At 34.2% G+C, this 22737-nt stretch carries 23 protein-coding genes; 12 read left to right on the top strand and 11 right to left on the bottom strand.

The features are described 5' to 3' along the window. Position 1 precedes the first annotated feature (1 nt). From RM520_RS05685 to RM520_RS05665, 5 genes are all read left to right on the top strand, one after another. Entirely contained in the window at positions 2 to 970 is a 969-nt protein-coding gene (locus RM520_RS05685; RefSeq protein WP_311387272.1) for an electron transfer flavoprotein subunit alpha/FixB family protein, read from the top strand. A gap of 91 nt (positions 971 to 1061) precedes the next feature. Next, the gene (locus RM520_RS05680) at positions 1062 to 1691 is read left to right on the top strand and encodes a bifunctional nuclease family protein (RefSeq protein ID WP_311387271.1); all 630 of its coding nucleotides are present in this window, start codon (positions 1062 to 1064) and stop codon (positions 1689 to 1691) included. A gap of 13 nt (positions 1692 to 1704) precedes the next feature. Further along, the gene (locus tag RM520_RS05675; RefSeq protein ID WP_311387270.1) at positions 1705 to 3156 is read left to right on the top strand and encodes a NupC/NupG family nucleoside CNT transporter; all 1452 of its coding nucleotides are present in this window, start codon (positions 1705 to 1707) and stop codon (positions 3154 to 3156) included. 151 nt (positions 3157 to 3307) lie between these two features. Further along, entirely contained in the window at positions 3308 to 4132 is an 825-nt protein-coding gene (locus tag RM520_RS05670) for a thymidylate synthase (RefSeq protein WP_311387395.1), read from the top strand. Between the two features lie 14 nt (positions 4133 to 4146). Beyond that, positions 4147 to 5403 carry a sensor histidine kinase gene (locus RM520_RS05665; RefSeq protein ID WP_311387269.1) on the top strand — a complete coding sequence of 419 codons (1257 nt, stop codon included), beginning with the start codon at positions 4147 to 4149 and terminating at the stop codon, positions 5401 to 5403. An 80-nt stretch (positions 5404 to 5483) separates the two neighbouring features. Here RM520_RS05665 and RM520_RS05660 read toward each other — a convergent pair whose 3' ends face one another. Continuing rightward, the gene (locus RM520_RS05660) at positions 5484 to 7229 is read right to left on the bottom strand and encodes a hypothetical protein (RefSeq protein WP_311387268.1); all 1746 of its coding nucleotides are present in this window, start codon (positions 7227 to 7229) and stop codon (positions 5484 to 5486) included. A 222-nt stretch (positions 7230 to 7451) separates the two neighbouring features. Here RM520_RS05660 and RM520_RS05655 point away from each other — a divergent pair, with 222 nt between their 5' ends. The 5 genes from RM520_RS05655 to RM520_RS05635 all read left to right on the top strand — a co-directional run bounded on the left by RM520_RS05655 (position 7452) and on the right by RM520_RS05635 (position 12133). Next, a complete protein-coding gene (locus tag RM520_RS05655) occupies positions 7452 to 8156 on the top strand; it encodes a response regulator transcription factor (RefSeq protein WP_311387267.1) in 705 nt (234 codons plus the stop codon). Further along, positions 8153 to 9646 carry a sensor histidine kinase gene (locus tag RM520_RS05650; RefSeq protein WP_311384728.1) on the top strand — a complete coding sequence of 498 codons (1494 nt, stop codon included), beginning with the start codon at positions 8153 to 8155 and terminating at the stop codon, positions 9644 to 9646. The genes RM520_RS05655 and RM520_RS05650 overlap by 4 nt, the downstream gene beginning before the upstream one ends. Positions 9647 to 9709: 63 nt before the next feature. Then, on the top strand, positions 9710 to 10870 hold the full coding sequence (egtB, locus tag RM520_RS05645) for an ergothioneine biosynthesis protein EgtB (RefSeq protein ID WP_311387266.1): 1161 nt from the start codon (positions 9710 to 9712) through the stop codon (positions 10868 to 10870). A gap of 16 nt (positions 10871 to 10886) precedes the next feature. Next, positions 10887 to 11849: an L-histidine N(alpha)-methyltransferase gene (locus RM520_RS05640; RefSeq protein WP_311387265.1), complete on the top strand. Its 963-nt coding sequence runs from the start codon at positions 10887 to 10889 to the stop codon at positions 11847 to 11849. A gap of 2 nt (positions 11850 to 11851) precedes the next feature. After that, the gene (locus RM520_RS05635; protein WP_311384725.1) at positions 11852 to 12133 is read left to right on the top strand and encodes a DUF427 domain-containing protein; all 282 of its coding nucleotides are present in this window, start codon (positions 11852 to 11854) and stop codon (positions 12131 to 12133) included. A gap of 25 nt (positions 12134 to 12158) precedes the next feature. On the opposite strand, the gene RM520_RS05630 is transcribed toward RM520_RS05635, so the two are convergent. Both RM520_RS05630 and RM520_RS05625 read right to left on the bottom strand, forming a co-directional pair. Further along, entirely contained in the window at positions 12159 to 12455 is a 297-nt protein-coding gene (locus RM520_RS05630; RefSeq protein WP_311384724.1) for an isoamylase early set domain-containing protein, read from the bottom strand. A gap of 154 nt (positions 12456 to 12609) precedes the next feature. Continuing rightward, complete coding sequence (locus tag RM520_RS05625) at positions 12610 to 13695, bottom strand: aminotransferase class V-fold PLP-dependent enzyme (protein WP_311384723.1); 1086 nt, start codon at positions 13693 to 13695, stop codon at positions 12610 to 12612. Positions 13696 to 13756: 61 nt separating this feature from the next. On the opposite strand from RM520_RS05625, the gene RM520_RS05620 reads away from it, so the two are divergent. Both RM520_RS05620 and RM520_RS05615 read left to right on the top strand, forming a co-directional pair. After that, the gene (locus tag RM520_RS05620; protein WP_311384722.1) at positions 13757 to 14143 is read left to right on the top strand and encodes a 2TM domain-containing protein; all 387 of its coding nucleotides are present in this window, start codon (positions 13757 to 13759) and stop codon (positions 14141 to 14143) included. Next, positions 14140 to 14637: a dihydrofolate reductase gene (locus RM520_RS05615; protein ID WP_311387264.1), complete on the top strand. Its 498-nt coding sequence runs from the start codon at positions 14140 to 14142 to the stop codon at positions 14635 to 14637. The genes RM520_RS05620 and RM520_RS05615 overlap by 4 nt, the downstream gene beginning before the upstream one ends. On the opposite strand, the gene murI is transcribed toward RM520_RS05615, so the two are convergent. From murI to RM520_RS05575, 8 genes are all read right to left on the bottom strand, one after another. Beyond that, positions 14634 to 15416, bottom strand: coding sequence for a glutamate racemase (gene murI, locus RM520_RS05610; RefSeq protein ID WP_311387263.1), 783 nt, complete (start codon positions 15414 to 15416; stop codon positions 14634 to 14636). The genes RM520_RS05615 and murI overlap by 4 nt on opposite strands. A 70-nt stretch (positions 15417 to 15486) precedes the next feature. Continuing rightward, the gene (locus RM520_RS05605) at positions 15487 to 15996 is read right to left on the bottom strand and encodes an OmpH/Skp family outer membrane protein (protein ID WP_311384719.1); all 510 of its coding nucleotides are present in this window, start codon (positions 15994 to 15996) and stop codon (positions 15487 to 15489) included. 53 nt (positions 15997 to 16049) lie between these two features. Continuing rightward, positions 16050 to 16877, bottom strand: a complete 828-nt coding sequence (locus RM520_RS05600; RefSeq protein WP_311384718.1) for an OmpH/Skp family outer membrane protein — start codon at positions 16875 to 16877, stop codon at positions 16050 to 16052. Positions 16878 to 16981: 104 nt separating this feature from the next. Next, positions 16982 to 19654 (bottom strand): BamA/OMP85 family outer membrane protein, encoded by a 2673-nt coding sequence (locus RM520_RS05595; protein WP_311384717.1) that lies wholly within the window; start codon positions 19652 to 19654, stop codon positions 16982 to 16984. Continuing rightward, positions 19626 to 20366: an undecaprenyl pyrophosphate synthase gene (gene uppS / locus RM520_RS05590; protein WP_311387262.1), complete on the bottom strand. Its 741-nt coding sequence runs from the start codon at positions 20364 to 20366 to the stop codon at positions 19626 to 19628. The genes RM520_RS05595 and uppS overlap by 29 nt, the downstream gene beginning before the upstream one ends. Before the next feature lie 2 nt (positions 20367 to 20368). Next, a complete protein-coding gene (gene porG, locus RM520_RS05585) occupies positions 20369 to 21052 on the bottom strand; it encodes a type IX secretion system protein PorG (protein ID WP_311384715.1) in 684 nt (227 codons plus the stop codon). Between the two features lie 109 nt (positions 21053 to 21161). Further along, positions 21162 to 22043, bottom strand: a complete 882-nt coding sequence (locus tag RM520_RS05580) for an NAD kinase (RefSeq protein WP_311384714.1) — start codon at positions 22041 to 22043, stop codon at positions 21162 to 21164. A gap of 2 nt (positions 22044 to 22045) precedes the next feature. Beyond that, positions 22046 to 22702 (bottom strand): CBS domain-containing protein, encoded by a 657-nt coding sequence (locus RM520_RS05575; protein ID WP_311384713.1) that lies wholly within the window; start codon positions 22700 to 22702, stop codon positions 22046 to 22048. Positions 22703 to 22737 lie beyond the last annotated feature (35 nt).

Genomic DNA, 22737 nt, shown 5'->3' with positions numbered 1-22737 from the left:
TATGTCAGTACTAGTTTATACAGAATCAGAAAAAGGTAATTTTAAAAAGAATGCTCAAGAAGCAGTTTCTTTTGCATTTGAAATTGCCCAACAAATGGGAGAGACAGTAACTGCAATTTCAATCAATGCAGATAACAATGGTAGCCTAGGCCTTTACGGAGCAAGCAAAGTACTAGAAGTTAAAGACGATTCACTTACAACTTTCAATGCGAAGGCTTACGCATCTGCTATTGCTCAAGCAGCGGCAGCAGAGGGAGCTAAAGTTGTCATTTTGAGTTCTAGTGCGGATAGTAAATTTTTAGGTGGAATTTTAGCTGCAAAACTAAATGCAGGTTATGTTCCAAATGTGGTGGCAGCCCCTGAAAGTACTGCACCATTTGTGGTTAAGAGAACTGCTTTTAGTAACAAGGGTTTTGCACATACCGAAATTAGTGCAGAAACAAAAATTATTGGAGTCTCAAATAACGCCTTCGGAATTGTTGAGAATGAAACCTCTGCCACAGTGGAGGCATTTGCTGCAAATATTAATGAAAATGATTTTGGCGCGAAATCAATAGAAATTGATAAAGTTGTCGGTAAAGCAACGATTGCAGACGCTGATATCGTTGTTTCAGCCGGTAGAGGATTAAAAGGGCCAGAAAACTGGGGAATGGTTGAAGAATTAGCAGATATATTAGGCGCTGCAACAGCTTGTTCAAAACCAGTTTCAGATTTAGGCTGGAGACCTCATGGTGAGCATGTTGGCCAAACCGGAAAACCTGTGGCGAGTAATCTTTACATTGCTATTGGAATATCTGGAGCTATTCAGCATCTGGCTGGCGTTAGCTCTTCAAAAACTAAGGTTGTAATAAATAATGATGCCGAAGCTCCCTTCTTTAAAGCAGCGGACTATGGTATCGTTGGCGACGCCTTTGAAGTGGTTCCAGAACTCATTGAAAAATTAAAAGAATTTAAAGCACAGAACGCTTAAATTTTGTTAATTTGCTTCTTTGAAGCGGCTGTTCAAATAATTGTCATTGCCACTTATTTGAACAGCTTTTTTATGTTATAGCAGGATATTTATGAGTTTAGTTCGATTAAAAATTAAGGGGATTTCATACAGCCAAACACAAAATGGTGCTTATGCCCTAATTTTGAATGAAGTAGAAGGTGACCGCAAACTCCCAATAGTTATTGGTGCTTTTGAAGCTCAGTCGATAGCGATTGCATTAGAGAAGGAAATAAGACCACCGCGGCCTTTAACTCACGATTTATTTAAAAACTTTGCTGATAGATATGATATTGTTGTCAAACAAGTTATTATTCATAAACTAGTGGATGGCGTGTTTTACTCCAGTGTTATTTGTGAGCGAGATAAAGTTGAAGAAATTATTGATGCCCGAACTAGTGATGCAATTGCATTAGCACTTCGTTTTGATGCACCAATATTTACGTATAAAACTATCTTAGATAAGGCAGGTATTTTCTTAAAATTTTCTTCAAAGGAAAGTGAAGATGAAGATAGTAGTGATAGTATTGTAGTAGATGAAATTTTGCAGGAAGGTGAAACAGTTGCCATAGAATCAGGAGCTGGTGATGGATATCGTGAAATGAATATTGATGAACTTTATAAAGAGTTAGATAAGGCTGTAGCGAATGAAGATTACGAAAAAGCCGCTAAGCTTCGAGATGAGATATCCAAAAGAAATTAATTCCCAACTTTTTATGAAATCTGCTAAGATTTGGATTTTTCTTATTATTTGTTTGTTATCAATTCAAGTTTCAGCGCAAACTGCTCCACCAAGTGAAGAATTACAAACACTTGTGGAAACTTTTGTTACTAATCAAACATCTTCAGAATTAGTACCTAATCAGGGTTTTACCTTATCCACGTTAGGTCGTGGTGCCTTAGGTATGGCGGTTCTTATTCTGATAGCATTTTTATTTAGTTCAAATAGAAAAGCAATCAACTGGAAAACTGTTGGTATTGGTTTAGGAATTCAAGTCATTATCGCAATTGGTGTTCTGAAAATCCCTTTTGTACAATCAATTTTCGAGGCCATTGGTCAAGTATTTGTCAATATATTAGATTTTACTAGAGCAGGAAGTCAATTTTTATTTGAAGGGTTAGTGGTGGATATGGATACCTTCGGTTACATATTTGCTTTTCAAGTGCTCCCTACAATTATTTTCTTTTCAGCATTAACTTCTGTCTTGTTTTATTTAGGTGTAATTCAAAAGGTTGTTAAATGGCTGGCCTGGTTGTTAACTAAATCTTTAGGTATCTCCGGAGCAGAAAGTTTATCTATAGCAGGTAATATATTTTTAGGTCAAACAGAAGCTCCTTTATTAATTAAAGCCTATTTAGAAAAGATGAATAAGTCAGAGATCTTATTAGTCATGATTGGTGGTATGGCAACAGTTGCTGGGGCCGTACTCGCAGCTTATATAGGTTTTTTAGGTGGTGATGACCCTGTATTAAGATTAGTATTTGCGAAACATTTGTTGGCTGCATCTGTAATGGCAGCCCCTGGTGCAATAATTATCTCGAAAATTCTTTACCCGCAAACAGAACCTATTAATACTGATGTCAAAGTATCACAAGAACGTATTGGGGCCAATCTTTTGGATGCCATCGCTAATGGAACAACAGAGGGACTTAAACTGGCTGTCAATGTAGGTGCCATGTTACTTGTATTTGTAGCTTTTATTGCAATGATCAATGGCATTTTAGGTGGTATTGGTGATTGGACTTCCTTGAATTCTTGGATTGCTGCAAATTCTCCTTATGACAAATTTTCATTGGAAGCTATTCTAGGAACAGTTTTCGCGCCCCTAATGTGGCTCATTGGAGTGGCTAACGAAGATGTAATGCTTATGGGTCAATTACTCGGTATAAAATTGGCTGCTAGTGAATTCATAGGTTATATTCAACTTGCCGAATTAAAAAACATGGCAAGCTCCGCTCATTTCACTTATAACAAATCAGTTATAATGGCAACTTATATGCTTTGTGGTTTTGCAAATTTTGCTTCCATCGGAATTCAAATTGGGGGTATAGGATCGCTCGCACCAGGTCAGCGTAAAACGCTTTCGGCATTTGGAATGAAAGCTGTATTGGGTGGTTCTTTAGCTTCTTTGCTTTCCGCGACCATTGCTGGGATGATTTTAGGGTAAAGATTTATCCAAAAAGGAAAGGTTACTTCTTAAAATTGGTTGATAACTGGTTTATAACCAAACCTGTTTTTTATATTCAATTACTACGATTACTTTTATTTTAGCAGATAATTTAAGTATCTCTCTAAATAGAGAGATGGAAGAGGGCCTTATGAAACAATATCACGATTTACTTCAACATGTTTTAGAAAACGGAAACCAAAAAGGAGACCGAACAGGTACGGGCACTAAGAGTGTTTTTGGCTACCAAATGAGATTTAATTTATCTGAAGGCTTTCCGATGGTAACTACCAAAAAACTACATTTAAAATCAATAATATATGAATTGCTTTGGTTTTTAAAAGGTGATACAAATATTGATTATCTAAAAGAAAACGGTGTACGTATCTGGAATGAATGGGCCGATGAAAATGGGGATTTAGGACCGGTTTATGGACATCAATGGCGCAATTGGAATAGCGAAGAAATTGACCAAATAGAAGATGTTATACAAACTTTAAAGAACAACCCTAATAGCAGAAGAATGTTAGTTTCTGCATGGAACCCAAGTGTATTACCTGATACTTCAGTTTCTTTTGCAGAAAATGTAGCTAATGGTAAGGCTGCATTGCCACCATGCCATGCTTTCTTTCAATTTTATGTCGCAGATGGTAAATTGAGCTGTCAATTATACCAACGAAGCGCAGACATCTTCTTAGGTGTACCCTTTAATATTGCATCTTATGCCTTATTTACCATGATGATGGCTCAAGTTTGCGGTTATGAGGCCGGGGATTTTGTGCATACTTTTGGTGATGCTCACATTTATAACAACCATATGGAGCAAGTTGAACTTCAATTATCTCGAGAACCAAGACCGTTACCGAAAATGGTATTAAATCAAGAGGTTAAAGATATTTTGGACTTTACTTTTGATGATTTCACCCTTATGGATTATAATCCACATCCGCATATCAAAGGAGTGGTCGCGGTATAAACCTCATATTCAAAATGCTCTCTATAAAAAAAAAGACAAATTTAAATTATGTTTTAAAAGTCGTTCATTTAATATCCGCTTTAGGGGCATTACTGGTATTTTTCATCACGATTACATCATACCCTCAACGATTACGTATTTTCATACTATCAGTAGCTGGGTTATATCTTTTACCTGTATTTATAAAATACAATAGCTTCTCTAAATTTTACTCTATTTATAATGCCTTTATAATTCCTTTATGGTTCGCAATGGCAATTTTTTTGTTTGGAGGATATTTTGCGCAGGCCTTGGCATCATTAACTTCAATATTTATCAGCCATTTATTAATGAGAAAAACTCCCAAACTGAGAAAATGGGCTTTTTTTGTACAAATCTCTTTATTTGTTTTACCGACAATATACGTTAATCTTTATGGTCCATTATTTGAAGAAATCAACATTCCATTTGATGAGCTTGTCGTATACTTTTGCTGTCTTATTTGGCTTTCAATAATTTTTGTGATTTATGATGAACAAAAGACAAAATCATTTACGAGAAAATTAGAATTAAAAAATGATTCTTTAATCGAATTGAATAAAAAGCTAAAAGATAAAAATCGTCAGATTAAGGAATTTACTGATATTCTGCACCACGATTTACAAGAACCAGTTAGAAATATTTCTGAATTTGCAAAGCAAATACTAGATAAGAAAGAAAAAACTTCAAAAAATTCAAAATCAGAAATAAATAATCAGCTTGAGTTCATTTATCAATCATCAACTAGGATGGGTCAGTTAGTAAATAGGGTTTCGGAATATGTTCAAATTGGAGTAACACAATCCAAAAAAAATATTGATTGCAATAAACTTATAAGAGAAGTACTCGAAGACATTGCTTTAAGAATTAAAGAAACTAATACTAAAATTAATATCACCGTTTTACCAAAAATAAAAGGTCAGGAAACTGAAATAAGGATGTTGTTTCAAAACCTCATCTTAAACGCCATTAAATTCTCAAAAACTAGTTTAAATCCAAATATTGAAATTTCAGCTTCAAACGCTGATAGTAAGTTTCATTTCATTGTAAAGGATAATGGTATTGGAATACCAGAACATCAATTAGTTCAAATATTTCGTCCTTTTTTTAGGTTACACTCTAGAGACAAGTATGAAGGAATAGGTCTTGGACTTCATAATTGCTTAAGAATTATTGAATTACACAATGGCACTATTTGGGCAGAATCAAAGGAAAATAAAGGAACAACTATTCACTTCACTATAGAAAAATAAAAGCCCAAACTTTCATCTGGGCTTTCAACTAATGAACAAAAACAGCTCATTACACGAGTCGTATCTCTTTCATAGCAATTTTACTGTCTTGTCACCGTTATAAAATTAGAGAGGTCAAAAAAGCCATCTAAATCATTGGCGTTTTGCCCCATAGCTAATCCCATTAATCCATCTTCGTAGGTCAGGTGCCAAATGTAGCAAATCCCTACTCCAGCTCCATCAAAATCAACTCCTTCAACCGCCTCTAAGGTTGGAGGTATTCCTAAAATATTTCCTGCATCATCTGTAATAACATAGGTTTGGTTTGTTCCATTTAAATTGGTGGCATCTAGCATAAAACCACTCACCATATCAGGTGTACCATCCACTGTAAACGTATATGGCCCACCAGAAAGTGTTCCTGCATCTAGTGGGTTTCTAGTCACCGTTATTGAGTTTGATAGTCCATAAAAACCTTCAAAATCAGACACATTGTTACCAGCCATCAAACCTGTAAGTCCATCCTCATAAGTTAAATGCCAAATCAAACAAACACCTGCTCCAGCAGCGTCAAAATCTACACCTTCGACATTGGCTATCATTGGGGGGAGACCCAAAATATTATTCTGGTCATCCGTGATTACCCATGTCTGGTTTGTTCCTGTCAATTCGGTATCATCCAAAGCAATTCCGGTTACCATATCTGGCATGCCATCAACAGTAAATTCAAAAGGACCGCCAGAAATAACACCACCGTTCAATCCATTCCTAGTCACGGTAATAGAATTTGAAAGTGCGAAAAATCCATCTAAGTTACCTGCATTCATACCTGCTTCTAAACCTACCAAACCATCTTCATAACTAATATGCCATATTAAACAAACGCCTACACCTGCTCCGTCAAAATCAACTCCTTGGGCAGCTTCTAAAGTTGGTGGTAGACCAAGAATATTTAAATCAGCATCGGTAATGACAAAACCTTGGTTTGACCCTGTTACCTCGCTATCATCTAACGCTAGACCAGTTGCCATATCAGGCGTTCCATCAACGGTAAAAGTATATGGGCCGCCAGAAAGCACTCCAGCATTTAATCCATTACGATTTACTTCAATAAAATTAGAGAGGTTAAAATTCCCCATCAAGTCATCAAGATTCTCACCCATGGCCAAACCTGTTAAACTTCCAGAATAGGTTAGGTGATAGATATAGCAAGAACCTATTCCAGCACCATCAAAATCTACACCTTCAACTGCTTCTAAAGTTGGAGGCAGTCCTAAAATGTTTTTAAAATCATCAGTTATCACATAAGATTGTGTTTCGCCATTTAGCTCAGCATCATCTAAAGTGATTCCGCTGACCATATCGGGCACTCCATCAACCAAAAATTCAAATGGCCCTCCAGCTAACGAACCCGCATTTAGTGCATTTCGATTAACCACAATAAAATTGGAAAGGTCAAAATCACCTATCAAATCATCAAGGTTTTCACCAGCTTCCAATCCACTCAAACCTTCTTCATAGGTGATGTGATAAATATAACAAGATCCAACCCCAGCACCATCAAAATCAACACCCTCAACGGCCATTAAGGTTGGCGGTAGACCCAAAATGTTTCTTTGATCATCAGTGATTACGTAATTTTGAATACTTCCCGTAAGGTCAGAAGCGTCTAAAGCAATACCGCTGACCATATCGGCCTGTCCATCAACAGCAAAAGTGAAAGGGCCTCCTGAAAGTGTTCCCGCGTTCAATACCACGGTCGCATCATCATCAGAATCTCCAATACATCCTGTCATTAAAATTCCTAAAGAAAAAATACTTAGAATTGTTTTTAAGTTGTTCATCATTTCTAGTGTTTAAAATTTTTATTCAAAGAAACCCTGAACTTGTAACAGAAGTATCACACAAAAATCAACTTTTATTAATAATTGATTTTCAGGTACTTAAAACTATTTAAACATATAAGTGCAAGTAAATTGGTCTCATTCCGACTTTATAAATCAAGATTTGCAGTTTTAAATTGAAAACCGTGAACTTTCCGTGAGATTTTACCCTTTATTTCGTATCGCATGAAAAATGTACTGATTATTGAAGACGACATAGAAATCATTCATTTGTTAGAAATACATTTGAAAGACCTAGGTTGCGAAGTAACTAAAGTTACCCAAGGTGACGATGGTCTAAGAAAAGCAATTGAACTTATTCCAGATTTAATAATTCTTGATGTTATGCTACCTGAAATGGATGGTATAGAAGTATGTCAAAAAATAAGAGCAAATAACATTCAATCTCCAATAATGATGTTAACTGCGCGTTCGGAAGAGATAGACAAGGTATTGGGTCTAGAAGTTGGTGCTGATGATTATCTTACAAAACCCTTCAGTGTTCGTGAATTTATTGCGAGGGTTAAAGCCATCTTCAGAAGGCAAAAAATGTCAGTTAAAGAAGACGGGGGTTCTTCCAAGGAAAAAGTAATGCATTTTGACAATCTATCTGTGGATGTTGAAATGCGAAAAGTAATACTAGATGGAATTAAAATAGAACTTTCTCCTAAAGAGTTTGAGCTACTTGTTTTTCTATCAACAAATCCTGGCAAAAGTTATGATCGCACCAAATTATTAAATCTAATATGGGGTTATGACTTTCAAGGTTATGAGCACACAGTAAACTCTCATATTAACCGCTTACGTTCCAAAATAGAGCCTGATATGGGCAATCCAAAATTTATATTAACCACTTGGGGAGTTGGTTACAAATTCAATGAAGAATTATGAGCACAAACATACTTTCTAATCGATTGGTAAAAAAGTTGACATTTTCTTTCTTAGCAATTCTTTTATTGGCTGGTTTGGGATATACTATTTCAACAATTTACTTTTCAAACCAATATTTTTATGAGACAACGCAAAGACTACATGCTAACCTTGCTCAAGATTTAATTGATGAAAAATTCGTTGATGCGAGCCCTATTGATAGTACCGGAGCCATAAATAAAATATTATTTGGCGACATTATGCATGATATGATGGCGGTAAATCGTGCAATTGAAGTGTACTTATTGGATATGGATGGACATGTACAATATTCCGTAGTGTTAGACCATGATGCTCCGAAAACAAATCAAAAACAGATATCGTTACTTCCTATCAAAGAATTTATAGGCAATAAGGGTCAGAGTTTTATTCTTGGTGATGATCCAAAAAACACGGCATCTAAAAAGGTTTTTTCCGCTGCAAAATTCAGCAAAGGCAGTAGCGAGGGTTATATTTATATTATTCTGGCAGGGGAAGAATATCTTACAACAAGAGATAATTTATTTAGAAGCTATGCCCTAAAACTTGGTTTAGGAACCTCAATACTTACCTTGTTTTTTGCTGCCCTTCTTGGTGTTTTATCGGTTTGGTACTTGACTAAAAACCTACGAGAATTAGTTTTTGCTGCGAAACGTTTTCAACAAGGAGATCTTGAATACAGAATTAAGAATGCTGAAAAAAGTGATTTGGCCGGAGTTACAACAACGTACAATAATATGGCTAAAACCATATTAGAAGATATAGATAAAATTAAATCCGTTGAAAAATTGCGTAGAGAGCTTATTGCTAATATCTCTCATGATTTACGTACTCCTTTATCTATCATCCAAGGATATATAGAAACCCTTCAAATGAAGGACGAAGATTTATCAAAACATGAACGTTTAGATTACTTAAAAACGATTAACTCAAGCGGAGAAAGGCTTTCTAAGTTAATTGCTCAATTATTTGAATATTCAAAACTAGAAGCTAATCAGATTGAGCCACAAAAGGAACCCTTTTTAATTAGCGAACTAGCCAATGATATTCATAGAAACTATCAAGTGTTAGCTGATCAAAAAAATATTGATTTAAATCTAGAAATGGGAGCAGGCATTCCTTTAGTATTTGCTGATATCTCTTTAGTTGAAAGAGCAATACAAAATTTAATGGATAATGCATTAAAATTTACGCCTGAAAATGGTCGAGTAACCGTCATAATTACACCAAATAATAAAGATGTAGAAATTACCATTAAAGATTCTGGTCCAGGAATTAAAAAAGAAAATCAAGCCCTTATTTTTGAACGATATAGACAAACTAAAACTGCAAGAAATAAAGAGGGTGCTGGGCTTGGATTAGCTATTGTAAAAAAGATAATAGAACTACATAATGCAAGTATAAAAGTACTAAGCAGGCCTAATGAAGGAACCTCTTTTAGCTTTAGCTTACCAATTTATCAAATGGCATAAAAAATACTTCCTGAGCTCGTTAGAGCGCTGACATTTCTTTATATTTAGAGTAAAATTGATTGCATGATTGCTATTGATAATCTCCTTGACTTTTTTCTGGAAACACGACAGTATTCAGAAGCTATTTGTAAACCACTTGAAATTGAAGATTATGTTGTGCAGCCAATTGTGGATGTAAGCCCCCCTAAATGGCATTTAGGTCATACCACATGGTTTTTTGAAGAATTCATCTTAAAGGCTCATTTAAAAAACTATCAAATTTTTGATGATGATTTTTCTTTTGTATTCAACAGTTATTACGAAGCAGTTGGAAAAAGAGTAGTGAGATCCGATCGCGGTAATATGAGTAGACCCTCAGTTAAAAGAGTTTATGAATATCGTAGTTACGTAACTGCTGCAATTAAAACTTTATTTGAAATTGAACAGTCTAAAAATTTAAATGACCTGCTTGAAATTGGTATACACCACGAAAAACAACATCAAGAATTGCTATTAACAGATATCAAATATATTTTAGGTAATAATCCTTTACAACCAAAATACTCAGAGACTTTTTTAGACAACCCTATAGAGAATCATGAACAAGATTGGGTTTCTGTTGAAGAAGGTATTTACGAGATTGGCCATGATTCTGAAGGTTTTTGTTATGACAATGAATTAGGTTTTCACAAAGTCTATCTTCATGATTTTGAAATTTCTAACAAGTTAGTTACCAATGGCGAATACATAGATTTTATTAAGAATAATGGTTATAAAAAATTTGAACTTTGGCATGCCGAAGGTTGGGATTGGGTTAATCAAAATAATATAAAAACACCTATGTACTGGCATCAAATTGATGATGTATGGTATTATTATACTGCTCAGGGTCTTCAAAGAATAGCTCTAAATGCTCCTCTTTGTCATATATCTTATTTCGAAGCTTTTGCCTTTTCACAATGGAAAAACTGCAGAATACCAACTGAATTTGAATGGGAGATTGCACAGCAGTTTTTTCCATGGGGTAAACGTTGGGAATGGACAGAAAGTGCTTACTTACCCTATCCGAAATATCAAAAGGCTGATGGTGCTCTTGGAGAATACAACGGTAAATTTATGGTCAATCAAAAAGTACTTCGCGGAGGTTCAGTTGCAACGTCAAATAAACATACACGATATACCTATCGTAATTTTTTTCAACCCAATTTAAGATGGCAGTTTACCGGATTAAGGTTAGCCAAATAATCACGACAGATTAAGTATGCAAGAAAAAACAAAACCTTTAATAAACACTACATTTAAAAAAGAGGTTTATGAAGGCTTGACAGCATTTCCTAAATTTTTATCATCTAAATATTTCTATAATGAAGTTGGTGATAAGCTTTTTCAAGATATTATGGCTATGCCAGAATACTATTTAACCAATACAGAATTTGATATTCTATCGGAACATAAAGATAAAATCACTTCATTATTTGGAAATGACTTTAGCCTTTTTGAATTAGGTGCGGGTGATGGAAAAAAAACTAAAATATTACTCGAACATCTTTCCAAAAATAACATTGACTTTGATTACAGACCAATAGACATCAGTCAAAATGCACTGGAACAATTAAAGAAATCGGTAAATGCAGAATTGCCTAATGTTGTCATAAATACGCTTCAAGGCACCTATTTCGAAACACTTAAAAATATTGATGAAAATAGTACTAAAAGAAAAATAATTCTTTTTTTAGGTTCTAATATTGGTAATCTTTTGCATCCTCAAGCAATAGATTTTTTACAAAAAATTCATGCCATTTTAGACAAAGAAGACTTGGTTTTTATGGGTTTTGATCAAAAGAAGAATCCACAAACTATTTTAGATGCGTACAACGATAAAACCGGAATTACAGAGGCTTTTAATAAGAACATCTTAACCCGTATTAATGCAGAGATGGGTGGTAATTTTAATCTAGAAAATTTCACACATTGGGAAGTTTATGATCCGGAATCTGGCACTGCTAAGAGTTATTTAGTATCAAAAGTAAAACAAGAAGTAGTTATCAAAGCATTAGAATTACAACTACATTTTGACGCTTGGGAAACTATTCACACTGAAATTTCTCAAAAGTATGACGACAAAGTTGTAACATGGTTATCAGAGCAAGCCAATCTAAAAATTATTGCTCAGTTTGCTGATAATGAAAACCTATATAAAAACTACATTTTTAAAAAAGCATAGCTATGAAAGCAATCTGGAACAATACGGTAATTGCAGAAAGTAAGGATACTGTGGTTATTGAAAACAACCACTATTTTCCCGCTGATAGTATTAAAAAGGAATATTTTATTGGCAGTGAAACCAAAACTAACTGTCCTTGGAAAGGTGTTGCCTCGTATTACACATTAAATGTGAAGGGAAAAGAAAATAAAGATGCAGCCTGGTTTTACCCAGAAACTAGTGAGTTAGCTCGTTCGATTAAAAGCTATGTAGCTTTTTGGAAAGGGGTAACCATTGAAGAATAGAAATTCCTCAATGGTTTAATTACTTTTAAACTTCTAAAACCGCGTTTTCAGTGCCTGCGTAATCATTCCATTGGTAACGATCAGCTTCACTTTCATTAATATAGTTACTATCAACTATATAACGAAACTCATACGTGTTCTCTTTTGGAAGTTCAAACGTTCCTTTGAAAGTTCCGTTTTTTAATTTTTTAAGTGTGCTTCCTTTTGGATTCCAGTTATTGAAATCTCCAACAACAGCAACTTTTTTTGCTTCTTCAGCTGGTACAGTAAAAGTTACTTTACAAACAGGTTTACTTTTTAGGTATTGCTTTTTGATTGCCATAGCTAACTAATTTTCATGATTAAATTCATGACAAAGCAATATATAAAAGCATTAGAAGTCAATAGGTTAGATACGATTTATCAATTTGACAAAAAAAACTTAATGTAATGTTGACTTTGCAATAAAATACTTTGAATTTGTCCTTTAATTTAAATTAGTTGGCATTTTTAAGAATTTCTGCAATTGCTTTAATTTCATTTATGGTATTGTAAAAATGGAAACTAATTCGGATTCCGTCACCTCGCTGTGCGCAAATCACATTTTCTTGCGTTAGTTTAGTAAACACCTCTTGACTTGCTTTAATATTAAAAATAGTACTATGTTGTTCTCGATTGACTACATTTTTTTCTAAAAGACCTAATTCGGTAAAAATTTCTTTAGCAGTAGTAGCTAATTCTTTCATTTTTAAATCAACGGTATTCATACCTATTCCAGATAAAAAATTAAGACCAAATTCAAGACTTCCAAAGTTTAAAGAGTCTAAATGGCCTGGCTCCAGTCGCTTACAAAAAGTTCGTTTATGACCTTGCTCAACCACATTTCTTCCTGAACCATAGCCATTGGAAACTAAAGAAAATCTGTGCATAACCTTTTCGTCAATTAGTAAAAGCCCATTACCAAAACCTGCTAAAAGCCATTTATAGGCGCTTGCCCCTATAATATCTAATGCTGACGAACTAAAATCAAAATTTGAAGTGCCTAAAAACTGAGTTCCATCAGCTATTATCATCAGTTCTGGAAAACTCGATTTTAATTTAGTTAAAAATTCCAAATCTATTTTTACGCCATTCAACCATTGAACCATACTTAATGCTAATACAGTAATTGATTCTTTTTTGACCTTATTGAAGATTTGTTCTTCGACATCGTGCGTAATATCAACAAACTGAATATCAAAACCTCTACTTTCAAAAGGCCAATTAAGCGAAGGGTAGTCGCCTTTTAAGAGTAATATTTTTTCATTTTTATCAAGTCCTTCTAAAAGCATATTTAACCCGATTGTAAAACTTGGTACTAAGGCGACATTATCTGAAGGGCAATTAAAAAACTCACCGACCACCTTTCTAGTTTGAGAGTGCAATTTGTTAGAGTTCATCTTCATCATACTCCCACCTATCAGGTAATCTAAATCATGCTCTTGACGCCATTCTAACAAATCTTCTGATAAAAGACCAGTAGCTGCGGTATTGGCATAAATATACTGTTGCAGTACAGGGAATTTTTTTCTTATTTTTTCCATATTAAAGTGTTCTTCTCAATCTGTTATCTTTGTTGTTAAAGATAGTAACGAACTAATTAAGATGTTTTTTAAAAATAAAGAAAAGAGCAAGGTGGCTATTGAGCAACATGAGTTGCTTGAAAATGCACAAAACCGCGTTAAACAAAAGAAACGTCTATTTTCTCACTTTGTTATTTTTTTAATCGGTAGCGTTTTTTTGATTTTAATCAATAAAATTTTAAAATTTCAAGAACAATATGATTGGTTTATTTGGGCCATTACAGCCTGGGCTTTTTTATTTATTATTCACGCTTTTAATGTGTTTGTTACTCATCAATTCATGGGAAAAGATTGGGAAAGAAAACAACGCGAAAAATTAGTATTAAAACAAAAAGAAAGAATCGCTGAACTACAAAAAGAAATAGAAACCGATTTTCCAATTTCTCAAATCAATAAAAAAAAAGAGTGAGTGAGATTATAATAATCGCAGCCGCGGCAGAAAATAACGCTTTAGGTATTAATAATGATTTACCTTGGCATTTACCTGATGATTTTAAACGTTTTAAAACCTTAACAACTGGTCATAAAATTATAATGGGCAGAAAAACGCTTGAAAGTTTCCCGAGACCACTACCTAATAGAGAACATATAGCAATAACTAGATCTAAGAGCTATTGTCCAAAATTCCCTTGCACCTTGGTTCATACTATTGCGGATGCGATTGAACTAGTTAAAAATGATGAAAAATCTTTTATCATTGGAGGTGGAGAAATTTATCGCCAATCCCTCACTTATGCAACAAGAATAGAATTGACTAGAGTGCACACCGAAGTTGAAGCAGATACTTTTTTTCCTGAAATAGATTTAAGTATTTGGCACCTGGTTAAAGAAGAACACTATTCTAAGGACGAAAAACATCAATACGATTTTAGTTATTTAACGTATGTCAGAAAATCAGTTTAAAAATTGAGTTTAGAAACTTCATATTGACCAAGCCCTAAAAAGTCTTTCAAAATTATGGCATCTCCATTGGTATAAAATTTATGGCGTACTAAACCATCAGTTTCTTGATTTAATAAATCATTTGTTTTAAGAATATTCCTTGTTTGTTTAGCTACTGCAGTACCAGAGTCAATAATATTAATATGCTTAGGAAGTAATTCTTTTAATAATGGAACTAAATACGGGTAATGGGTACAGCCCAATACCAAGCAATCTATATTTGCCGCCAACATTGGCTGCAGGTAAGAATGTAACAAGGTTCTCATTTTCGAAGATGTAACTTGACCAGCCTCAATCAATTCAACGAGACCTTTTCCCTCCTTCTCTATGATTTCAATGCCCTCGGTGTATAGTTTTGATGTATTGTGGAATAAAGCACTAGATAAAGTGCCTTTGGTTGCTAAAACTCCGACTTTTTTTGTCTTTGTTTTTAATACTGCTGGTTTTATTGCTGGTTCAATACCAATAAAAGGAACATTATAATTTTCTCTAAGATATTGAATAGCGTTAGTTGTTGCCGTATTACAAGCAACAACAATTAGCTTGCATTGTTTACTTAATAAAAGCTCTGTGTTTTTAATAGACAATTTAAGAATTTCATCTTTTGATTTATTTCCATAGGGTGCATTTTGACTATCAGCGAGATACAAAGTACTTTCTTGAGGCAATAATGTCTTTATTTCTTTCCAGATTGAAGTGCCACCAAGACCAGAATCAAAAACACCTATAGAATTCTTCATTTTCAAATATAAAAAAACCGCAGTAGGCTAAAATTACCAACTGCGGCTTAATTGTTCTTAACTTGTTTAGTTAGAAGCCTAACTCTACTTTTACCTCTGGCAAAAGATCTTTACCTCTGGCAACGATTAACCCTCCTCCTTGAGAGGCATCAATAACATAATCAAAACCTTGTGCTGCTGCCACTTTTTCAATAGCGGCTTTTGCACGGTCTGATATAGGAGCAAAAAGTTGTGCTTGCTTATTCTGCATATCTTTCATTGCCTCTTGTTCTACACCTTCTATATTTTTTTGAATCTCTTGAAGCTCTAAAGCTCTTTTCTCATTCTCTTCTCTAGATTTAGCAGTAGATTCATTTTGGTACAAAGTGGCTTTATTCTGAAATTCAGTCATAGCACCTTGTATATCTGCTCTATAGGTTTCTTGTAATTGCTTTAACTCTGCTTGAGCAGCAATCATCTCTGGCATTTGTTGTAATAGCTCACTGACATTAATATGTGCCACTTTGCTTTGTGCGTTTACAAAACTTGTAACTGCTACAAACAGTAACATCGCAACAACAATCTTCTTTACATTTTTCATAATTCTAAGTAACTTTAATTTTGAGTGTTAAATTTTTAGTGTCTAGTTTTTATTTATTGATTTATTGTATCCTTAACAGTCTCTTCTCGTTCCGATTGTTTGGCTTTTCTTTTAGCCTCACGCTCTTCAAGCAATTTCTTTCTTCTATCTTCATAAGCCTTTTTACGTTCTTCACGTAATTTTAATTGTTCGGCTTTTCTATCAGCGGCAGCCTTGGCTCTTGATTCCTTGTCAGTACTTGCTTTTTCTTGTCTTTCTCTTAAAGCATCACTGATTTCTTTGTTATCTTCAGCTTCAGCCTCTTGGAAGTCTTTTAATTTATTTGCAAGCTTTTTATCTTTATTTGACTTGCTTATTTTTCGCGTTCTTCCTATTTCCCTTAAAATCAAGTCACTAATGTCGTGTCTTTTTTCGGAGTACAACATTACGACATCTGCTGATTTATCAAAAATAAAATCATATTTTTTATTTTTTCCGATTTTTTGCACCTCAACAAAAACTTGATCCTGAATAGGCTGAATTAATAGTCTCTTTTGCAAAACCAAATCACCCTGTGGACCAAAACGGTCTTGTTGATAATTCAATACTTCAGTTTCTAAAATCTGAATCTCTTCTTCTCGTTCGGCAATTAACTCATCAGTTAAAAGCACTTTTTCGGCCATTAAATCTTTTTTCATTTGCTCAACTGTACTCAATTTGAGTTCAATTTCTTGCTTCCATTTATTAGCTTTAATGTTTAGCTGATCAGTTGCTTCACGATACTCTTCTACATTTTCTAAAATGAATTCCATATCAACATATCCGATTCTAACTCCTCGCTGAGCGAAAGAGAATAGAGAACATAATAAAATGGTAATTACTATAAGCGCTTTTGTCTTCATTTTTAATTCCGCTAATTACATAGAAAATATCATGCCAAAATACATAAATAACTTATAATGAATACATTAGATTATTTAAATACTGCAGGATATTCCAATTATGATTAAAATTGCTGACCAATAATGAAGTGGGTTTGCCATCCGCTAGGTCCGTTACCTATTGATTGTGGTCTAAGGTCTTCATCGAAGCCGTAACCGAAGTCAATTCCTAAAAGTCCAAAAGCTGGCATAAAAATACGTAGCCCCACTCCAGCTGATCTCTTTAACTGAAACGGATTATATTCGTTAAAATTGTTGAAAGCGTTACCTGCTTCTAAAAAAGCAAGACCATATATGGAAGCTGATGGCTTAAGAGTCAATGGATAGCGAAGTTCCATTGAGAATTTATTATAAATAACACCACCATCTTGTTGTTGTTGACCGCTAATTGCATTTGTCACAAAAGGCGTTAACGAGCTATTTTCATAACCTCGAAGTTGAACAACATCTCTGCCGTCTAGTGTAAAATTACCTAGACCATCACCACCAACAAAGAAACGTTCAAAAGGCACATCTCCAATGTCTTGGTTATAATTACCTAAAAAGCCAAACTCAGCATTTGTTCTTAAAACAAGCTTATCTATTAAAGTAGTATACCAATCTCCTTTAAATTTAACCTTATAATATTCCAACCACTTAAATCGCTCTTCTTCTAAATCTTCAATATCAGCTTGTAATTCTTGAAACTCTTGTTGTTCTTGAATGGTAGATGGGTTTTGACCAATTTCAAAAAGCCGTTCACTTTTTTCATCTATACTATTACTTATTGCTTTGAAGTCTTTACCAGAAAACAGCGAATAAGGCGGTGTGAATTTTGCCGTGATTTCAAAGTTAGAACCAGACATAGGGAATATCCTACTTGGACCTTGTGAACTTCTTGAAAGACCTACGGTATACGTAACTGCATTAGACCTTCCATTACCAAAATTAAAAAGTCCAATATTATAATCATTGAATTCATAAAGCTGGTACCCTAGTGAATGCGAGATAGTAAAGAAATCATCAGGCCACTGTACACGTTTTGCTAAACCTGCAGACACGCCTGTGATAGCAAAACCTCTATCCTTATCTACTTGAATTTGACCTTGGTTGCTAAAGTTTGACGCAAACTGTTGTGTTCTTGAAAATGAAAGATTAAACCTTACAGGCTTTCTACCACCTAACCATGGTTCAGAAAAATTTAAACTATAAACTCTAAAGGTTCTACTTGCTTGCAATCGTAGAGCAAATGTTTGTCCATCACCCATAGGTACAGGCTTGTAAGACTCTCCTTTAAAAATATTTTGAATTGAAAAATTATTAAAAGATAAGCCCAGAGTACCAATGAAGCCACCGCCACCATAGCCACCTTGTAACTCTATTTGACTGGATCCAGCCTCAACTAAACTATAGTTGATATCAACGGTCCCAGAATTAGGGTCCGGATTTAAAACATCTGGCGCAATTTGTTCCGCATCAAAAAACCCTAGCTGACCAAGTTCTCTAATACTTCGAATAATATTGTCCTTACTATATTTTTGACCAGGTTTCGTTCTGAGCTCTCGAAAAATTACATGATCGTTGGTTTTATCATTACCAGTAACAGTAACATGATCTAAAAAGGTTTCTTTACCTTCAATTATTCTAATTTCAAAATCAATAGTATCATTTACAGCAGATACTTCTACTGGATTTATACTTGAAAATAAATAACCATTGTTTTGGTATAAATTAGTTAAATCTTGAGCATCGGGCTTACTATCGTCAGCAATTTGTTTTTTAAGCAAAACTCCATTGTAAGTATCCCCTTTTCTAATACCTAATACCCGAGTCAATATTTGGTCATTATAAACTGAATTACCGACAAAATTGATATCGCCAAAGTAGTACTTATCACCTTCTTCTACTTTTATTTTAAGCGCTATATTATTTTCATTGATTTTCACAAAAGTATCCGACAAAACCCTGGCGTCACGATATCCCTTTTCTGCATAAGCATCTACCAAGGCAGATAAATCTTCTCTAAAATCATCCTCTATATATTTTGACTTTTTCCAAAAACGATAGAATTTTTTCTGCTTTGTATTTTTTAATGCTTTTTTTAGTCTTTTAGCGGCTAACTTATCATTACCTTCAAATACAATATCACTAATTTTTACTTTGTCACCTTTTTTAACATTGATGACCATACTTTCTGAGTTGGTTCCAGAAGTGTCTTTGGCGGTAGCAATGGTAGTTTTTGCATTTAAATAACCTTGTTTCTTGTACTTATTTTCTAGGTACCCTTTCGTGTTTGCTATAAGACTTTCAGTTATTTTCTTTCCTTTTTTAAGGTCAGTATCGTCAATTATAGCTTGAATTTTTCTCTTTTTTATACCATAAATAGTAACTTTTGATAAAGTTGGACGTTCTAGTATATTAAGTTCTAAAAACACCTTACCATCTTCAATCTTGGTCTGATACATTGCCACATCAGAAAACAATTCAAGTCCCCAAAGCTTTTTAATAACTGCACTGATTTCTTCACCGGGTACGGTAATTTCTTGACCTATTCTAAGACCAGTATAGGTTTTAACTGTCTGCTCGTTATAACTTTGCAGACCTGTTACTTCTATACCACCCAAAATATATTTTTGCCCCGATTCAAGGGAGGTTTCCTGTGCTAGGTTTACCTGGCTTATTAAAAAAAGTAGAAGTAATAGTTTGTATGAAGTAATTCTTTTTAACCCCTTAATTGAGTTGTTCGCTAGTTTTTCCAAATCGTCGTTCTCTATTCTGGTAATTGATTATTGCATCCACCAAATGTTGCTCACTAAAATCGGGCCAAAATACGTCAATAAAATATAATTCGGCATATGCTATTTGCCAAAGTAAAAAATTGCTTATTCTATGCTCCCCACTTGTTCTAATAAGTAAGTCTACATCTGGCAGGTCATGCGTGTAAAGATGAGTATTTATAATGGCTTCATCAATATCTTCAGGTGAAATTATATTATTTTTAACTTTGATACTTATCTCTTTTATGGCTAATTTTAGTTCTTCCCTTGAACCATAACTTAAGGCTAAAGTCAGCGTCATACCAGTATTTTCCGAGGTCTTTTTTATTACTTCTTCCAATTCCTGAGCTGCTTTTTTTGGTAAAGAATCAATATTACCTATAGCGTTTAACCTGATGTTGTTTTTGTTAAAAGTTTTAAGTTCTTTACGCAATGAAGAAACTAAAATTCGCATTAAAGTCTGCACTTCTAGTTTAGGTCTATTCCAATTTTCGGTTGAAAAAGCATATAAAGTAAGGTACTCTATATTTAGTTTGGTACAACTTTCAACAGCAGAACGCACGGCTTCAACACCATGTTCATGACCAAAAACTCTTAATTTGCCACGCTGTTTAGCCCATCGACCATTACCATCCATTATCATGGCAATATGTCTCGGTAATTTTGCTTTGTCAATTTCGGTAAAATGATTCATTGTCACTCAAAACAGTCTTGACATGGTTTACGTCCAAAGGTATATGTTAAGGTTATACCTGAAAATACGTACCAGTCGTCACTAAAAATATTACCAAATCTAAACGGTTCAAAATTAGAACCTTCAGGGTTACTGGCATCCAAATTATCAGTAAAGGTATATCTAGCACCTATTTCAGCCCCTAAGATCAACACTTGACTTAAACGATATTTGGCTCCGACTGTCATCGGAATCGCGAAACTACCATCTTTTTGGTTAATATCCTGCACTTGTAGTGCATCAATGTAGTTAAAATCATATCTAAAATACGTGAGACCAGTATATAGATATGGAGTAAAGGCCGGACCAAGCTTATGTAAATTGTATTCTACAAAATTGAATTCAATACCTAAAGAATATTCTAAAATTGAATTCTCTACCTTATAACCTCTTTGAGCTCTAGATGGCATACTGCTTTTAGTATCATCAGCTGTGAAGTCACCTTTAAAGATACTAGCACGAAAGGCGTAGCGTTTACTCTTATTCCATTTGAAAAGTGCTCCATACGCAGGGCCCGACGGTAAAATAAAGCTAGTTCTACCTACGTCACCAATATTATTAGTACCACCGGCAAATAAACCAATTTCATAGGTTTGAGCATTCAAAGTGCACATTGTGAGCAAAAAAGCTACAATACATAATCTCATAAATAAAGCTTACCAATATAACGTTTACAATGTGCTAAATAAGCAACATCGTCATATTATGTTCTCATTGTAAAACAGTATTTACCCCTATTTATTGTTTAAAAAATGGTCAATTGCGCCTGTCTTGACCCCAAAGTAATTTATTACGCAATGTTTTAAGAAAGCTCTCTGATTTATACTCAATCATTTTAACAGTAAACGCTGATTTTTGAATAATGATTTCCTTACCATTCGGTATCGTCGCTATTCTTGAATCTAATGAAACCATGTGGGTCTCTTCTCGCCCTGACACTCTTAGCCTAATTTTAGTATCATCAGCAATAACAAAAGGACGTGCATTCAAATTATGAGGTGCAATCGGAGTTAATACCAATGATTTGGTTGTTGGGGCAATTACTGGTCCTCCGCAACTTAAGGAATATCCTGTAGATCCTGTGGGAGTGGAAACAATGAGTCCATCGGCCCAATAAGAGGTAAGATACTCGTCATTAAGGTAAGTTTCAACAGTAATCATCGAAGTAGTATCTTTTCTACTAACCGTTATTTCGTTCAATGCAAAGTTAAGCTCACCAAAATGCTTCACATCACTATCCATACAAATCTCTACCAAACTTCGCTCTTCAATAATATAGGCACCGGCCACAAATTCGGTTACTACTTTTCTAACATCTTCTTTTTTAAAAGTTGATAAAAAACCTAACCTGCCTGTGTTTACACCGACCATTGGAATACCATAATCCTTGACATAAGTGACAGCGCGCAACATTGTACCATCACCACCAAAACTCACAAACATGTCAAAAGAAGAATCTAGACCTATTGCAACGGAAAAAGTATCATAACTTTTAATATCACTTGTCTGAATCAAGAATTTAAGAAAACCTTCCTCTATAAAAATATTGGAAGAAAATTTTTCTAACTCTTCAATTAATTCGAAAACACATAGAATATCATGGTCTTGAAAAGATTGACCGTAAATGGCAACCTTCATAGCTATACGTTTAAATATTTATCTAGATAATCTGAACGCTGTTTTAGATCATCCATAAATTGATCGTCATTATTATCAAATAAAATAGTGTAATTATATCTTCTAAAAGTTTGAATAACTTCATTTAGGTTCGCAGCATTTATTTTAATGGTAACCTGTACAATATCATTGAAACTTTCTGTAATAAAAGCTCCAAGTATTTTGTTATTATTACTTTCTACTATTTGTGAAATCTCACTAAAGGAATAATCTTTAATTCCTTTAGACACCACTATAATACCTCCGGGTTCAGTAAAAAAAGGCGTCCCTATAAAAAGAGCTACGATATCATTTAAATCATAATACCCAACTACTTTTCTATCGTCATTCAAAACCGGCAGTATGTTTGCTTCATTTCTAGAAAATTTTTCTAAAACATCTAACCAAGAAGTTTCAGAGGTAACAAAAAAAGATTCAAGCTCATAACGTAAACTTTCTATTTTTTTCCGCGCTTCAAAACAGTCATGATCATTTTCAGAAAGCAAACCAATAAAGACTCCTTTTTCTACAACAGCTGCGTGTGAAAAGGTCGTTTCTTCAAAAAACAACAAGGGCTTTTTTAAGGTCTCAGAGACTTCAAACGTTGGTAATGTCTTTAAAATAAGATTCTGAATCTGCATAGCTATTATTTCGGTTGCAAAATACGAATTTATAT

Source organism: Croceitalea vernalis, assembly GCF_031846405.1.
In the GTDB taxonomy this organism is placed as follows: Bacteria; Bacteroidota; Bacteroidia; order Flavobacteriales; family Flavobacteriaceae; genus Croceitalea; species Croceitalea vernalis.
Note: the sequence above shows the minus strand (reverse complement) of the source record. Positions and strands in the feature narration are given on the sequence as shown.

What these genes read in the sequence shown, in the direction of transcription:
- RM520_RS05685 (WP_311387272.1), top strand. Translation starts at nt 2, where the DNA reads ATGTCAGTACTAGTTTATACAGAATCAGAAAAAGGTAATTTTAAAAAG.
- RM520_RS05680 (WP_311387271.1), top strand. Translation starts at nt 1,062, where the DNA reads ATGAGTTTAGTTCGATTAAAAATTAAGGGGATTTCATACAGCCAAACA.
- RM520_RS05675 (WP_311387270.1), top strand. Translation starts at nt 1,705, where the DNA reads ATGAAATCTGCTAAGATTTGGATTTTTCTTATTATTTGTTTGTTATCA.
- RM520_RS05670 (WP_311387395.1), top strand. Translation starts at nt 3,308, where the DNA reads ATGAAACAATATCACGATTTACTTCAACATGTTTTAGAAAACGGAAAC.
- RM520_RS05665 (WP_311387269.1), top strand. Translation starts at nt 4,147, where the DNA reads ATGCTCTCTATAAAAAAAAAGACAAATTTAAATTATGTTTTAAAAGTC.
- RM520_RS05660 (WP_311387268.1), bottom strand. Translation starts at nt 7,229, where the DNA reads ATGATGAACAACTTAAAAACAATTCTAAGTATTTTTTCTTTAGGAATT.
- RM520_RS05655 (WP_311387267.1), top strand. Translation starts at nt 7,452, where the DNA reads ATGAAAAATGTACTGATTATTGAAGACGACATAGAAATCATTCATTTG.
- RM520_RS05650 (WP_311384728.1), top strand. Translation starts at nt 8,153, where the DNA reads ATGAGCACAAACATACTTTCTAATCGATTGGTAAAAAAGTTGACATTT.
- egtB (WP_311387266.1), top strand. Translation starts at nt 9,710, where the DNA reads ATGATTGCTATTGATAATCTCCTTGACTTTTTTCTGGAAACACGACAG.
- RM520_RS05640 (WP_311387265.1), top strand. Translation starts at nt 10,887, where the DNA reads ATGCAAGAAAAAACAAAACCTTTAATAAACACTACATTTAAAAAAGAG.
- RM520_RS05635 (WP_311384725.1), top strand. Translation starts at nt 11,852, where the DNA reads ATGAAAGCAATCTGGAACAATACGGTAATTGCAGAAAGTAAGGATACT.
- RM520_RS05630 (WP_311384724.1), bottom strand. Translation starts at nt 12,455, where the DNA reads ATGGCAATCAAAAAGCAATACCTAAAAAGTAAACCTGTTTGTAAAGTA.
- RM520_RS05625 (WP_311384723.1), bottom strand. Translation starts at nt 13,695, where the DNA reads ATGGAAAAAATAAGAAAAAAATTCCCTGTACTGCAACAGTATATTTAT.
- RM520_RS05620 (WP_311384722.1), top strand. Translation starts at nt 13,757, where the DNA reads ATGTTTTTTAAAAATAAAGAAAAGAGCAAGGTGGCTATTGAGCAACAT.
- murI (WP_311387263.1), bottom strand. Translation starts at nt 15,416, where the DNA reads ATGAAGAATTCTATAGGTGTTTTTGATTCTGGTCTTGGTGGCACTTCA.
- RM520_RS05605 (WP_311384719.1), bottom strand. Translation starts at nt 15,996, where the DNA reads ATGAAAAATGTAAAGAAGATTGTTGTTGCGATGTTACTGTTTGTAGCA.
- RM520_RS05600 (WP_311384718.1), bottom strand. Translation starts at nt 16,877, where the DNA reads ATGAAGACAAAAGCGCTTATAGTAATTACCATTTTATTATGTTCTCTA.
- uppS (WP_311387262.1), bottom strand. Translation starts at nt 20,366, where the DNA reads ATGAATCATTTTACCGAAATTGACAAAGCAAAATTACCGAGACATATT.
- porG (WP_311384715.1), bottom strand. Translation starts at nt 21,052, where the DNA reads ATGAGATTATGTATTGTAGCTTTTTTGCTCACAATGTGCACTTTGAAT.
- RM520_RS05580 (WP_311384714.1), bottom strand. Translation starts at nt 22,043, where the DNA reads ATGAAGGTTGCCATTTACGGTCAATCTTTTCAAGACCATGATATTCTA.
- RM520_RS05575 (WP_311384713.1), bottom strand. Translation starts at nt 22,702, where the DNA reads ATGCAGATTCAGAATCTTATTTTAAAGACATTACCAACGTTTGAAGTC.